The following is a 14,222-nucleotide window of genomic DNA, read 5'->3' as shown; positions in this document are numbered from 1 at the left end:
GCTCTGACCCGCCACGAGCCGACCAGCCGCCATGTTGTGCCCATGCCGGGAGGACGTGTGTTCGCCAATTCAGAGGAATTCCTTCGGTACCTCGACAGTGAGGGTGTCCGGTTCGTCGACGTCCGCTTCTGCGACCTACTCGGCGTGATGCAGCACTTCAACGTGCCGGCGGAATCCTTCGACGAAAGTCTGATCAGCGACGGGGTGGCCTTCGACGGATCGTCGATCCGGGGCTTCCAGGAGATCCATGAGTCGGACATGCTCCTGCTGCCGGACGTGTCGACCTCGTTCATCGACCCGTTCCGGGTGGAGAAGACCATCGCGCTGAACTTCTTCGTGCACGACCCGTTCACGCGCGAGCCGTACAGCCGCGACCCTCGCAACGTGGCCAGGAAGGCCGAGTCGTACCTGACCGCGACCGGAATCGCCGACTCTGCGTTCTTCGGCCCCGAGGCCGAGTTCTACATCTTCGACTCGATCCGGCACAGAACAGCCACGAACGAGGCGTTCTACCACATCGACTCGGTGGAAGGCTGGTGGAACTCCGGCCGTGACGAGCCGGGCGGAAACCGCGGGTACAAGACGCCGTACAAGGGTGGGTACTTCCCGGTGCCGCCGGTGGACCACTACGTCGACCTGCGCGCCCAGATGGTCCGCCACCTGATCGAGGCCGGCTTCTCCGTGGAGAAGGCGCACCACGAGGTCGGTACCGCCGGCCAGGCCGAGATCAACTTCAAGTTCGCGTCCCTGCTGCACTGCGCGGACAACCTCCAGCTGTACAAATACATCGTGAAGAACACGGCCTGGGTGGCCGGCAAGACGGCGACCTTCATGCCCAAGCCGCTGTTCGGTGACAACGGCTCCGGCATGCACACCCACCAGAGCCTGTGGCTGAACGGTGAGCCGCTGTTCTACGACGAGACCGGGTACGCCGGGCTGTCGGACGCCGCCCGGTGGTACATCGGCGGCCTGCTCCGCCACGCGCCGAGCATCTGCGCGTTCACCAACCCGACGGTCAACTCGTACCGCCGGCTCGTGCCCGGCTTCGAGGCACCGGTCAACCTCGTGTACTCGCAGCGCAACCGGTCCGCGTGCGCCCGGATCCCGGTGACCGGCAACGACCCGAAGGCCAAGCGGGTGGAGTTCCGGGTACCCGACCCGTCGGCCAACCCGTACCTGGCGTTCTCCGCGATGCTCATGGCGGGCCTCGACGGGATCAGGAGCAAGACCGAGCCGCCGGACCCGATCGACAAGGATCTGTACGATCTGCCGCCCGACGAGTTCGCCGCGGTCAAGCAGACCCCGGGTTCGCTGCCCGAGGTCCTCGACGCGCTCGAGGCCGACAACGAGTACCTGCTCGAGGGTGGCGTCTTCACGCCCGATCTGATCGAGACCTGGATCGCGTGGAAGCGGGAGAACGAGATCGACCCGGTCCGGCTGCGCCCGACGCCACACGAGTTCGCCCTGTACTACGACGTCTGAACCACCGCTTCTGACGGACCGTGCGCTTCTGAAGGCCGGGAGAAGCGCACGGTCCGGCCCGTCAGAAGCGGACGGCGGACAGGTACTCGAATCCGACGCGGGCGGTGCTGAGCGCGTCCGCCGGTGAGCGGGGCGGTGTACCGGCGTCGTCCCGCTCCACGATGTACTCCACCAGGCCGGCCTCGCCGGCGTGGGCGAAGACGCGCCCGAAGTCGATGAGGCCCCGGCCCGGATCCTCGAAGCTGCCCGACGTCGCGAGGTCCTTGACGTGGACCTGGCGGATCCGGCCCCGGTGCCTGGCGATCAGGTCGACCGGGTCGGCCGCGCCGCGGAACGCCCAGAACAGGTCGATCTCCAGGTGCACCAGTTCGGGGTCGGTCTCGGCGGTCAGGATGTCGTACCCGGTACGGCCGGGCTCGTCGGTCGTCCGCAGGAACTCCAGCTGGTGGTTGTGGTACCCGAAGCGCAGTCCGGCCCGCCTGGCCAGCGCGCCGGCGCGGTTGAGGTCGCGGGCGAAGTCCCGGTACCGCGCGGCGCTGCGGATCGGCTGCCCGGTACCGGAGTCGAGGCCGAAGAACGGGTGGACGACGTAGGTGCTGCCCACCACCCGCGCGTCGGCCAGCGCGGCCTGCCAGGCGACCTCGTTGAACGGCTGCGGGATCCCGACGTGCCCCGACGTCGCGCGCAGGCCGACCGCGTCGAGGGCGGCTCTGAACTGCGCGGCCGTCCGGCCGACGAAGCCGGCGTGCTCGACCCGCCGGTACCCGATGGCGTGCAGCGCGGCGAGGGTGCCGGCAAGGTCGGCGGCGAGCTGGTCACGCAGCGTGTAGAGCTGGATGCTGATGCGGTCTCTCGGTACCCGGTCGTGACCGCGGCCCGCGGTGTCCGCGCCGGCCGCGGCGGCGGGGGGCGCCGCCAATGACGCGGCGGCACCGGCGGCCAGGGCTGCCGCGGCCGTCCGCAGGACCCCACGGCGGCTGAGCGGGCCGGGGTCGGTGGGCGTGCCGAGGTCGGTGGGCGTGGCCAGGTGATCGTCAGGCATGACTGGCGGCTCCTTCGCTGAGGCGCAGAGCGCTCCTACCGTACCGGAAAAATCGATCCTTGCCGATTCCCTCGATGCGACACGCGTCGGTCTCCACGCCTTGACAGGGCAGGTCAGAGGGCGACAATGGGAGCGCTTTCATCGTCTGTTGTCAATGGCTAGGAGAGTCGATGAGAAAACGCTCCGCCTTCATCGCGGGCACGGCCACCGCGTTGGTGGGCCTCTCCGCCGCGGTACTGCTGCCCACCGTGGCGCACGCCGCGGCCGGTTGCAAGGTCGTCTACACGGTACAGAGCCAGTGGAGCGGCGGCTTCACCGGCAACATCAGCATCACCAACCTCGGTGACCCCCTCACCAACTGGAAGCTCGAGTACGACTTCCCCGACGCCGCCGCCCAGAAGGTCAGCCAGGGCTGGAACGGCACCTTCAACCAGAGCGGCAAACACGTCACCGTCACCAACATGAGCTGGAACGGCAGCCTCGCCACCAACGCCACCGTCAACCCCGGCTTCAACGGCACCTTCGGCTCATCCAACCCCGTACCCACCGCGTTCACCCTCAACGGCACCGCCTGCAACGGATCGGCCCCGTCGCCCAGCCCCACCGCGACGCGGACCCCGACACCACCGCCGCCGACGACACCGCCACCGACCAGCCCACCGACCACCAGTCCACCGCCGACGGGCGCCGCGCCCGCGCTCCGCGTGTCCGGCAACAAGCTGGTCACCTCGGCCGGCGCCGGCTACCGGCTGCTCGGTGTCAACCGATCCGGCGGCGAGTTCGCCTGCATCCAGGGCAACGGCATCTGGGACGGCCCGATGGACCAGGCGTCGATCACCGCGATGCGCGCCTGGAAGGTGCGCGCGGTACGGGTACCGCTCAACGAGGAGTGCTGGCTCGGCACCTCCGACGTGCCCGCCCAGTACGGCGGCGCCGCGTACCAGAACGCCGTCAAGGCGTACGTCAACCTGCTCGTGTCGAACGGCATCACGCCGATCGTGGAGATGCACTGGAACTACGGCCAGTACACCGGGCCGTCGGCGGGCTGCTCGGACGTGAAGGCCACCTGCCAGAAGCCGATGCCGGACGCCCAGTACGCGCCGTCGTTCTGGACGGGCGTGGCGAACGCGTTCAAGGGCAACGACGCGGTGATCCTGGACCTGTTCAACGAGCCGTACCCGGAGCGGGCGACCGGCGACGCGACGTCGGGCTGGAAGTGCTGGCGCGACGGCGGCACCTGCAACGGCATCTCCTACCAGGTGGCCGGCTTCCAGAGCCTGGTCACCACGGTACGGGCGACCGGCGCGACCAACGTCATCATGATCGGCGGGCTGGCGTACTCGAACGACCTGACCCAGTGGTTGCAGTACAAGCCGGCCGACCCGCTGAACAACCTCTCCGCCTTCGCGCACATCTACAACTTCAACAGCTGCGCGAACACGTCCTGCTTCGACAGCCAGCTAGCCCCGGTTGCCGCGCAGGTACCACTGTCGCTGACCGAGATCGGTGAGAACGACTGCGCCCACGGCTTCATCGACACGCTGATGAACTGGGCCGACTCGCACGGCGTCGGGTACCTCGGCTGGACCTGGAACACCTGGAACTGCTCAAGCGGGCCCTCGCTCATCTCCGACTACAACGGCACCGCCACCGCCTTCGGTCAGGGCCTGAAGGACCGGCTGGCCACGGTGTCGTCGTAGGCCGCCGGAATGGCCGCCGAGAGCGCACGGCGCTCTCGGCGGCCACGAGCTGGCGAGGTCCGGGCTCACCTGCCGGTGGTAGCGGTCCGGCTCGCCGTCGACGCGCGCGTTGACATCGGCGTCGGTACACCGTGCGGCGGACGGGAGCCAGTCGTGGAGACCGGCGTGGGGCACGCCGGTCTCCACCGTCGTGCGCGGCGGAGCCCGCGTGGGTACGGCGGTCGCGCCGGCGGGCGGAGGGCGTGCCGCGCCGCCGGTGTCGACCGACGTTCGTGCGTGCGGGGCGATCGTTCGAGCGGGCTCCCCTGCGCCGTCTGAGCGGCTCACCTCCTGGTGTCGGGGCGGAGCGGCACGTGGAGGCGGCGGAAGCGGTCGCCACTGCCAGCGTGCCGCGTGGGAGCATCGGCGGCGGACCGTCGGTGGGAACGCTCCCATCAATGTTTCCCACGGTAAGCCGAGAGGAGGTCGAAGGGAAGCCCCCCTTCCCCTCGGTAGCTTCCCCGGCCATCCCCTCCCGTGATCACGGAGCTGTCGCTCGTCCCCAGGGCGGACAAGTCTCCGTGATCATGGGAGGCGGGGCGGCAGGGCGAGGCCGGGGAGCGGTCGGAGCGCACACCGTTGTAATGGAAGCGCTCCCATGCAATGATTGCGGTCAATTCGATATCCATCACTTCGTGCGGACGCGACCAGCACACCCCAGCAGCGACGACAGCCCGGCAAGCGCGCCGGACACGAGACAGCCAGCACAGCTCGACGGTCGCCGAGGGCAACCGGCAACGGCAGCGGCGACCCTCCCGGCCACACCCCGGTGGCCGACGCAGTCCACCCCGACTCCCCAGCCTCGAGGCGCGACCCGTACGCCTCGACACGGATGCCCGAGGAGTACCCCTCATGAGATTCCCATCGCTTCGCGCCAGACGGTCGCGACTACGCCGGGCGGTCGCCGCGGCGGGTGCGGTCACCCTGAGCGGCGGACTGATCGCCGTCGCCGCCCAGCCGGCGCTGGCGGCAACCGGTTGCAAGGTCGTCTACACCGTGCAGAGCCAGTGGAGCGGCGGCTTCACCGGCAACATCAGCATCACCAACCTCGGTGACCCCCTCACCAACTGGAAGCTCGAGTACGACTTCCCCGACGCCGCCGCCCAGAAGGTCAGCCAGGGCTGGAACGGCACCTTCAACCAGAGCGGCAAACACGTCACCGTCACCAACATGAGCTGGAACGGCAGCCTCGCCACCAACGCCACCGTCAACCCCGGCTTCAACGGCACCTTCGGCTCATCCAACCCCGTACCCACCGCCTTCACCCTCAACGGCACCGCCTGCAACGGGTCGACGGCGGCGCCGACGGTGCAGATCACGAGCCCCGCCGCGAACACCCGGTTCACCGCGCCGGCCACGATCCCCATCGCGGCCTCGGCCACCGCCGGGTCCGGCACCACGATCAGCAAGGTCGAGTTCTACCACGACGGCCTGCTGCTGGGCACCGACACGACGGCGCCCTACACGTACGACTGGACCGGCGTACCGGCTCAGACCGCGGCGTACCACCTGCAGGCGATCGCGTACGACGCGGCCGGCGTGAAGAGCAGCACCGCCGACGTGCCGGTCTTCGTCGACGCCAGTACCGGGCCGGCCGTGGTGACCGACACGACGGCCGTGACCCTCCAGCCGGGCGGTTCGGCGACGTTCAAGGTCTCGCTGTCGAAGCAGCCGTCGGCCAACACCTCGGTCAGCGTGACCCGCAGCGCGGGCGCCACCACGATCTCGGCGACCCCGGCAACGCTGGCGTTCACCACGGCGAACTGGAACACCCCGCAGACGGTGACGGTCTCCGCCACGGCGGCCGCCACGGCCAACTCCTCGGCGACGTTCACGGTCAGCGGCACGGGCGTCGGCTCGGCGAATGTCACCGCGACGGTGACCGCACCGGGCGGCGGCACCGACGACCGGTTCACCCAGATGTACAACATGATCAAGAACCCGTCGAACGGGTACTTCAGCCCCGAGGGCGTGCCGTACCACTCGATCGAGACGTTCATGGTCGAGGCGCCCGACCAGGGCCACGAGACCACGTCCGAGGCGTTCAGCTACTGGCTGTGGCTGGAGGCCGAGCACGGCCAGGCGACCGGCGACTGGGCACCGTTCAACACGGCCTGGCAGACGATGGAGAAGTACATCATCCCGTCGCATGCCGACCAGCCGACCAACAGCTTCTACGGGCCGAGCAAGCCGGCGACGTACGCGCCGGAGTGGCCGCAGCCCAGCCAGTACCCGACGCAGATGGACAGTGGCGTGACGCCGGGTCAGGACCCGATCTCGGCCGAGCTGAAGAGCGCGTACGGCACCGACGACATCTACGGCATGCACTGGCTGCTGGACGTGGACAACACGTACGGGTTCGGCCACTGCGGCGACAAGACCTCGCGGGTGACGTACATCAACACCTACCAGCGCGGCCCGCAGGAGTCGGTGTTCGAGACCGTGCCGCAGCCGTCCTGCGACACGTTCGCCGCCGGCGGCCCGAACGGCTTCCTGGACCTGTTCATCAAGGACAGCTCGTACGCCAAGCAGTGGAAGTACACCAACGCCCCGGACGCCGACGCGCGCGCCGTCCAGGCCGCGTACTGGGCGTACACCTGGGCCAACGCCCAGGGCAAGGGTTCGCAGGTGTCGTCGGCGGTGGCGAACGCCGCCAAGATGGGCGACTACCTGAGGTACTCGTTCTTCGACAAGTACTTCAAGAACCCCGGCTGCACCACGCCGTCCTGCCCGGCGGGCACCGGCAAGAGCAGCTCGAACTACCTGCTGTCGTGGTACTACGCCTGGGGCGGCGCGATGGACTCGTCCGCCGGCTGGGCGTGGCGCATCGGCTCCAGCCACGACCACCAGGGGTACCAGAACCCGATGGCGGCGTGGGCACTGTCCAACGTGGCCGCGCTGGCACCGAAGTCGTCGACGGGCAAGTCGGACTGGCAGACCAGCTTGAACCGGCAGATCGAGTTCTACACCTGGCTCCAGTCGGCCGAGGGCGCCATCGCCGGCGGCGCGACGAACAGCTGGGACGGTCACTACGCGACCCCGCCGGCCGGCACGCCGACCTTCTACGGCCTGGCGTACGACTGGCAGCCGGTCTACCACGACCCGCCGTCCAACCAGTGGTTCGGCTTCCAGGCCTGGTCGGTGGAGCGGGTGGCGGAGTACTACTACGCCTCCGGCGACGCCAAGGCCAAGGCGGTCCTGGACAAGTGGGTCGCCTGGGCGATGGCCAACACCACCATCGGCAGCAACGGCGACTACCAGATCCCGTCGACGCTGACCTGGTCGGGCCAGCCGAACACGTGGAACCCGAGCAGCCCCGCGGCCAACACGGGCCTGCACGTGTCGATCAAGGACTACACCAACGACGTGGGGGTGGCCGGCTCGTACGCGAAGCTGCTCGCCTACTACGCCGCCAAGTCCGGCAACACGCAGGCCAAGACGCTCGCCAAGCAACTGCTCGACGGCATCTGGCTGCACAAGGACAGCAAGGGCGTGTCGGTACCGGAGACCAAGACCGACTACAACCGGCTCGACGACCCGTACGACGCCAGCACCGGCCAGGGCCTGTACATCCCGCCCGGCTGGACCGGCAAGATGCCGAACGGCGACGTGATCAAGGCCGGCGACTCGTTCCTGGACATCCGGTCCTTCTACAAGAACGACCCGGACTGGCCCAAGGTTCAGGCATACCTGAACGGCGGTTCCGCGCCGGTCTTCAACTACCACCGGTTCTGGGCCCAGGTCGACGTCGCCACCGGCTTCGCCGACTTCGCCCGACTGTTCCCCAACGGATGAGAGCCCGGGGTGGGCGGGCGGCCCGGCCCCGCCCACCCCGCACGTACCGATGTAAGGAGGGCGTTGTGCACATCAGACGCAAGTTCACTATGTACGCGGCGGCAGCCGTGCTCGCGGCCGGCGTCGGGGCGCTCGTGGTGCCGACCGGCGCGGCGGCGCACGGCGCGATGATGAAACCCGGCAGCCGAACGTACCTCTGCTGGCAGGACGGCCTTACGCCACAGGGCAACATCGTGCCCAACAACCCGGCGTGCGCGGCTGCGGTCAACCAGAGCGGGGCCGGCTCGCTGTACAACTGGTTCGCGGTGCTGCGCTCCAACGGAGCCGGCCGGATGGCCGGGTTCATTCCCGACGGCCAGCTCTGCAGCGGTGGCACCGGCGGCCCGTACGACTTCACCGGATTCAACCTCGCCCGCAACGACTGGCCGGTGACGCACCTGACCTCCGGTGCCAGCATGGAGATCGACTACAGCAACTGGGCCAAGCACCCCGGTACGTTCTCGCTGTACATCACCAAGGACAGCTGGAGCCCCACCCGGCCGTTGGCCTGGAGCGACCTGGAGTCGGCGCCGTTCGACCAGGTGACCAACCCACCGGACGTCGGCGGCCCGGGCACCAATGACGGCCACTACTACTGGACCGCCAGGCTGCCGTCGGGCAAGAGCGGCCGGCACCTCATCTACTCGGTCTGGGCGCGCTCGGACAGCCAGGAGACGTTCTACGGCTGCTCCGACGTCACGTTCGACGGCGGCAACGGCCAGGTGACCGGGGTCGGCCCCGGTGGCGGCGGCGGTGGCCCCGGCCCGTCGCCGAGCCCGACGCCCACGCCGACCGGTACGCCCACCACCCCGCCGCCGTCCGGCGGTTCGGGCTGCACCGCCTCGTACACGGTGGGCAGTTCCTGGAACGGTGGCTTCTCTGCCAACGTGACGGTGCGCAACTCCGGCGCGTCCGCCATCAACGGCTGGACCGTGAAGTGGACCTTCCCCGGTACCCAGACGGTCAGCCAGCTGTGGAACGGCAGCTACAGCCAGTCCGGGTCACAGGTGACGGTGAAGAACGCCAGCTACAACGGCTCCGTCGGCGGCAACGCCACGACCACGTTCGGGTTCAACGGCAGCGGAGCCTCCTCCACCTCCGTCAACAACCTGACCTGTACGAGCCCGTAGGGCCCGTACACACGGGCCGGTCCCGGTACGCCCCTCAGGCGGCCGGGACCGGCCACTCAGGCCACCCGGATGTCCTCGCCGTCCACCGTGACGACGTCTCCCCGGTGTAGTTGCCTACCGCGGTGGGTGTCCACCTCACCGTTGACCTCGACCTCACCCGCGGCGATGCGCTCCTTGGTCTCCCCGCCGGAGTCGATGACCCCGGCGAGCTTCAGGAACTGACCCAGCCGGATCATGTCGTCGCGAATGGTCACGTCTCGCATCGGCCCATCATCCCAGGCGCCGATCTCCGCCGACCGGGGATCACCACCGGCCGCCGGAGCCCGGCCGCGGCTGGTCGGCCGGATCAGCGACGCCCGCCGGCTCCGGCGCCCGGTGCGCCCGCTCCCCTTCTGGTGCGTGCCATGGTGGTCACGGCCAGACCGAGGGCGAGGATGACGAGGCCGGTGATCACGTTGTTCGCGATCATGCCGGCGTCGACGGCACGACCGCGGATCACCCACGGGGCGACGATGGTCCACGCCCCGATGACCGGTACGACCCAGGACAGGCCGTGGGTACGACCCCACATGGTGGCGAACGCCAACGCCAGCAACGCCACGGCGAGTCCGCAGATCAGGTTGTTGGAGGCGAGATCGCCGGCTATGGGCCGGAACCCCACCACCCACGGGGAGAGGGCGAGGTACAGGCCCGAGAGCAGCGCGAGCCCATCGACCGACTTCGCGGTAGAAGTCTCCGCGACCCGGTCGAACCGATCACGCAGTTCGGCTATTTCCGGGTGATCGTCGATCGACACGGTTGGTCGTACCATGGCGACAACCTCCTTCCAGGACTTTCCCCGTGTCGCCTTGCCGCGAAAAAGAGAAACTAACCTGCACGGCGGAGGAGATTGGCCGCACGCGCATCACTCCCGCGCTGTGAGCATCGCCGCGCGCATCGCCACAAACCGGCCGGAACGGGTTTGGCGGGCGGGCGTCGGGTAGCGCCGACACCGTAGGTCACCTCCGCTCACTTCGGGAGGGCCGGCATGGCCGACCGCCTGTTCCGCGACCGAAGGGATGCCGGTCACGTCCTGGCCGGCCTCCTCGACCACTACCGCGGCCAGCCCGACGTGCTGGTCCTGGGCCTGCCCCGGGGCGGCGTACCCGCGGCGTACGAGGTGGCGATGGCCCTCGGCGCCCCGCTCGACGTCTTCGGAGTCCGCAAGCTCGGCGTGCCCGGCCGCGAGGAGCTCGCGATGGGCGCGATCGGCAGCGGCGGGGTGGTCGTGCTCAACGACGACGTGGTCCGCGGCCTGGGGATCACGCCGGAGACGATCCAGCACGTGGCCGAGCAGGAGGGTCGCGAGCTGCTGCGCCGCGAGCAGGCGTACCGGGAGGGCCGGCCGCCACCGGAGATCGGCGGCAAGACGGTCATCCTCGTCGACGACGGGCTCGCCACCGGCGCGAGCATGCGCGCCGCCATCCAGGCCATCAAGCGGCAACGGCCCGCCTCGATCGTGGTCGCCGTGCCGGCCGCACCGGCCTCGACCTGCCAGGAACTGTCCATGGTCCTCAACGAGGTGGTGTGCGCGACCACCCCGTCGCCGTTCTTCGCCGTCGGCGCCTCGTACTGGGACTTCACCCAGACCACCGACGAAGAGGTGCGCAACCTGCTGCGCGCCGCCGCGACCACCCGGGCGCCGGCCGGCGTACAGGGCCCGACCGAGGTGGCGGTCGTACGCGCCGACGCGATGCAGACCGAGGAGGGCGTGCCGTCCGAGGAGGCGCTGTTCGACCTGGTCGGCGACGCGCACTTCGTCTGTATCGGCGAGGCGTCCCACGGTACGCACGAGTTCTACGCCGCCCGCGCGGCGATGACCCGGCGGCTGATCGAGCGCAAGGGGTTCCGGGCGGTCGCCGTCGAGGCGGACTGGCCCGACGCGTACCGGGTCAACCGGTACGTGCGCGGCCGTGGCCACGACGAGACCGCCGAGGAGTCGCTGCGCGGCTTCGAGCGCTTCCCCACCTGGATGTGGCGCAACAACGTGGTGCTCGACTTCGTCGGCTGGCTGCGCGAGTACAACGACCGGCTGGGCGGCGACGAGCGGGCCAAGGCCGGCTTCTACGGCGTGGACCTCTACAGCCTCCACCGGTCGGCCCAGGAGGTCATCGCGTACCTCGAACGCGTCGACCCGGCCGCCGCCGAACGGGCCCGGGAACGGTACTCCTGCTTCGACCACGCGAGCGGCGACGACGGCCAGGCGTACGGGTTCGCGGCCGCCTTCGGCGCCGGCGAGACGTGCGAGCAGGGTGCCGTGGAGCAGCTCGTCGACCTGCAACGGCACGCGGCGGAGTACGCGCGACGCGACAAGCTGGTCGCCGGTGACGAGGCGTTCTACGCCGAGCAGAACGCCCGGGTCGTCAGGGCGGCGGCGGAGTACTACCGGTCGATGTTCGGCGGTCGGGTCTCCTCCTGGAACCTGCGCGACACCCACATGGTCGACACCCTGGACGCGCTCGTCGGCCACCTCAGCCGGCAACAGGGCCAGCCGACCAAGGTCGTGGTGTGGGCACACAACTCGCACATCGGTGACGCCCGCGCCACCGAACTGGGCAGCCAGGGCGAGGTCGACGTCGGCCAGCTCGTACGGGAACGGCACCCCGGCGACTGCCGCCTGCTCGGCTTCACGACCTACACCGGTACCGTGACGGCCGCGGACGACTGGGGCTCGCCGGCCGAACGCAAGTGGGTACGGCCGGCGCTGCCCGACAGCGTCGAGGAACTGTTCCACTCCGCCGGCGAGAAGGAGTTCCTGCTGTCGTTCGGCCATGCGTCCCGCGCCGCCGAGGCGCTGCGCGCGGCGCGCCTGGAGCGGGCCATCGGCGTCATCTACCGACCGGACACCGAACGGCAGAGCCACTACTTCCAGGTACGGGCGTCCGAGCAGTTCGACGCGCTGATCCACATCGACGACACGCGGGCGGTCGAGCCCCTCGAACGCACCGCCCTCTGGGAGCGCGGCGAGGTGCCCGAGACGTACCCCTTCACCGTGTGAGCCGCCGGGAGGACGCTGTGGACGTGGACCACCAGAGTGCACAAATCCCCGTCGCGGGTGTCATCCTCGACGCCGACATCGAGGTGCCCGACGCCGCCAAGGGGCTGGTGCTGTTCGCGCACGGCAGCGGCAGCGGCCGCCACAGTCCCCGCAACCGGTACGTGGCCGGCCAGCTCAACGAGGCCGGCCTGGCGACCGTGCTCGCCGACCTGCTCACGCTCGAGGAGGAGCAGGTCGACCTGGGCACCGCCGAACTGCGGTTCGACATCGGGCTACTGGCGACGCGGGTGGCGGGGCTGACCGACTGGCTGACCGAGAACGAGCGCACCGCCGACCTGGGCATCGGGATCTTCGGCGCCAGTACGGGTGCCGCGGCCGCGCTCGTCGCGGCCGCCGCCCGGCCCGACATCGTGCAGGCGGTCGTGTCCCGGGGCGGCCGGCCGGACCTCGCCGGAGAATTCCTGCGCCTGGTGAACCAGCCGGTCCTGCTCATCGTCGGCGGCGAGGACCCCGTGGTGATCGAGCTCAACCGCCAGGCGCAGCGGGAACTGCCCGGCGAGACCCGCCTGGACATCATCCCCGGCGCGACGCACCTGTTCGAGGAGGCGGGCGCGCTGGAGGAGGTGGCCCGGCTGGCGCGGGAGTGGTTCCTCGAGCACCTCAGGCCGGTACGGGTCCACGCGCCCGGGTGAAGCGTCGCAAAAGTTCGCCCGACCGATACAGAGCCGTCGCCATTTGTATGCCTGCATCGACTCGACTCACCTTCCGGGGCCGGCCGGCGAGGTACGCCGTCACGGCTCCGTGGAGGAGACGTGGCAAGTCGTCGAGCCGTCCTGCAGGCGGGTGCGCTGATCGCGGCGCCGGCTGTGATGACGGGGGTGTCGCCGGCCGGCCCGGCACAGGCGGCCGAGCAGCGCCGTGGTCACCGCCGGCCGCTGGTCATCGGCCACCGCGGCGCGAGCGGGTACCGCCCGGAGCACACCCTGGCCTCGTACGAGTTGGCCGCCCGGATGGGCGCCGACTTCATCGAGCCGGACCTCGTGATCACCAAGGACGGCGTGCTGGTCGTGCGGCACGAGCCGGAGATCGGCGGTACCACCGACGTCGCCAACCGGCCCGATTTCGCGAGCCGCAGGACCACGAAACTGCTGGACGGGGTGCCGGTCACCGGCTGGTTCGCCGAGGACTTCACCCTGGCCGAGCTGAGGACCCTGCGGGCGGTCGAGCGGCTGCCGCAGGTACGCCAGCACAACACCCTCTACAACGGACTGTTCGGAATCCCCACCTTCACCGAGGTCCTCGACCTGCGGATGACGCTGTCGAAGGAGCTGGAGCGGGAGATCGGCGTCTACCCCGAGACCAAGCACCCCACGTACTTCCGGGCCCAGGGTCGGCCGCTGGAGGACGCGCTGGTGAGCACGCTGCGCCGGTACGGGCTGGACCGGCCGGACGCCCCGGCCTTCGTCCAGTCGTTCGAGGCCTCGAACCTGCGGATGCTCCACGACAGGTACCGGCTCCGAACCCGCAAGGTGTTCCTGACCGGCGGCTCCGGTACCCCGTTCGGGGACCCGCGCCGGTACGCCGACTACCTCACCCCGGCCGGGCTGCGTGAGCTGTCCGGGTACGTGAACGGCATCGGGCCGGACAAGAACCAGGTCATCCCGCGCAACGCCGACGGCAGTCTGGCCGCCCCGTCGTCGCTGGTCGCCGACGCGCACGCCGCCGGGCTGGTGGTGCACCCGTACACGCTGCGCGCGGAGAACACGTTCCTGCCGACCGACCTGCGGTTCGGCACCGACCCGGGCGCGTACGGCAAGGCGATCGACGAGCACCTCGCCTTCCTGCGGGCGGGCGTCGACGGCGTGTTCACCGACCAGACCGACGTGGGCGTGGTGTCACGGAGCCTGTACCTGGGCTCGTGACCCGCGCTGCCTGTCTCGAACGCTGCCTGTCTCGGG

At 69.9% G+C, this 14,222-nt stretch carries 10 protein-coding genes; 7 read left to right on the top strand and 3 right to left on the bottom strand.

What is annotated here, in order from left to right; all coding sequences use genetic code 11:
* The first annotated feature begins 57 nt into the window (after nucleotides 1–57).
* Nucleotides 58–1,482: a type I glutamate--ammonia ligase gene (gene glnA, locus Pme01_RS05085; protein WP_168117133.1), complete on the top strand. Its 1,425-nt coding sequence runs from the start codon at nucleotides 58–60 to the stop codon at nucleotides 1,480–1,482.
* Between the two features lie 61 nt (nucleotides 1,483–1,543).
* Here glnA and Pme01_RS05080 read toward each other — a convergent pair whose 3' ends face one another.
* A complete protein-coding gene (locus tag Pme01_RS05080) occupies nucleotides 1,544–2,524 on the bottom strand; it encodes a sugar phosphate isomerase/epimerase family protein (protein ID WP_168117134.1) in 981 nt (326 codons plus the stop codon).
* A 170-nt stretch (nucleotides 2,525–2,694) separates the two neighbouring features.
* Between Pme01_RS05080 and Pme01_RS05075 the strand changes: the two genes are divergently transcribed.
* The 3 genes from Pme01_RS05075 (at nucleotide 2,695) to Pme01_RS05065 (ending at nucleotide 9,227) form a co-directional block, all read left to right on the top strand.
* Nucleotides 2,695–4,224, top strand: coding sequence for a cellulose binding domain-containing protein (locus Pme01_RS05075; RefSeq protein WP_168117135.1), 1,530 nt, complete (start codon nucleotides 2,695–2,697; stop codon nucleotides 4,222–4,224).
* A gap of 891 nt (nucleotides 4,225–5,115) precedes the next feature.
* On the top strand, nucleotides 5,116–8,058 hold the full coding sequence (locus tag Pme01_RS05070; protein WP_203935436.1) for a glycoside hydrolase family 48 protein: 2,943 nt from the start codon (nucleotides 5,116–5,118) through the stop codon (nucleotides 8,056–8,058).
* 89 nt (nucleotides 8,059–8,147) lie between these two features.
* The gene (locus Pme01_RS05065) at nucleotides 8,148–9,227 is read left to right on the top strand and encodes a lytic polysaccharide monooxygenase auxiliary activity family 9 protein (RefSeq protein WP_168117151.1); all 1,080 of its coding nucleotides are present in this window, start codon (nucleotides 8,148–8,150) and stop codon (nucleotides 9,225–9,227) included.
* A gap of 56 nt (nucleotides 9,228–9,283) precedes the next feature.
* Here the strand turns inward: Pme01_RS05065 and Pme01_RS05060 are convergent, their stop codons facing one another.
* Both Pme01_RS05060 and Pme01_RS05055 read right to left on the bottom strand, forming a co-directional pair.
* Nucleotides 9,284–9,490 carry an RNA-binding S4 domain-containing protein gene (locus Pme01_RS05060; RefSeq protein WP_168117137.1) on the bottom strand — a complete coding sequence of 69 codons (207 nt, stop codon included), beginning with the start codon at nucleotides 9,488–9,490 and terminating at the stop codon, nucleotides 9,284–9,286.
* An 83-nt stretch (nucleotides 9,491–9,573) separates the two neighbouring features.
* Complete coding sequence (locus Pme01_RS05055) at nucleotides 9,574–10,038, bottom strand: SPW repeat protein (protein WP_203935435.1); 465 nt, start codon at nucleotides 10,036–10,038, stop codon at nucleotides 9,574–9,576.
* A 216-nt stretch (nucleotides 10,039–10,254) separates the two neighbouring features.
* Here Pme01_RS05055 and Pme01_RS05050 point away from each other — a divergent pair, with 216 nt between their 5' ends.
* The 3 genes from Pme01_RS05050 (at nucleotide 10,255) to Pme01_RS05040 (ending at nucleotide 14,186) form a co-directional block, all read left to right on the top strand.
* Nucleotides 10,255–12,264, top strand: coding sequence for an erythromycin esterase family protein (locus tag Pme01_RS05050; RefSeq protein ID WP_168117138.1), 2,010 nt, complete (start codon nucleotides 10,255–10,257; stop codon nucleotides 12,262–12,264).
* A 17-nt stretch (nucleotides 12,265–12,281) separates the two neighbouring features.
* Nucleotides 12,282–12,956: a dienelactone hydrolase family protein gene (locus tag Pme01_RS05045; protein WP_373315453.1), complete on the top strand. Its 675-nt coding sequence runs from the start codon at nucleotides 12,282–12,284 to the stop codon at nucleotides 12,954–12,956.
* A gap of 120 nt (nucleotides 12,957–13,076) precedes the next feature.
* On the top strand, nucleotides 13,077–14,186 hold the full coding sequence (locus Pme01_RS05040) for a glycerophosphodiester phosphodiesterase (RefSeq protein WP_239088030.1): 1,110 nt from the start codon (nucleotides 13,077–13,079) through the stop codon (nucleotides 14,184–14,186).
* Nucleotides 14,187–14,222: the final 36 nt, after the last annotated feature.

The organism is Planosporangium mesophilum (genome assembly GCF_016863255.1).
Classification (GTDB): Bacteria; Actinomycetota; Actinomycetes; order Mycobacteriales; family Micromonosporaceae; genus Planosporangium; species Planosporangium mesophilum.
The sequence above is the reverse complement of the archived record's forward strand: the minus strand, read 5'-3'. Positions and strand labels throughout refer to the sequence as shown.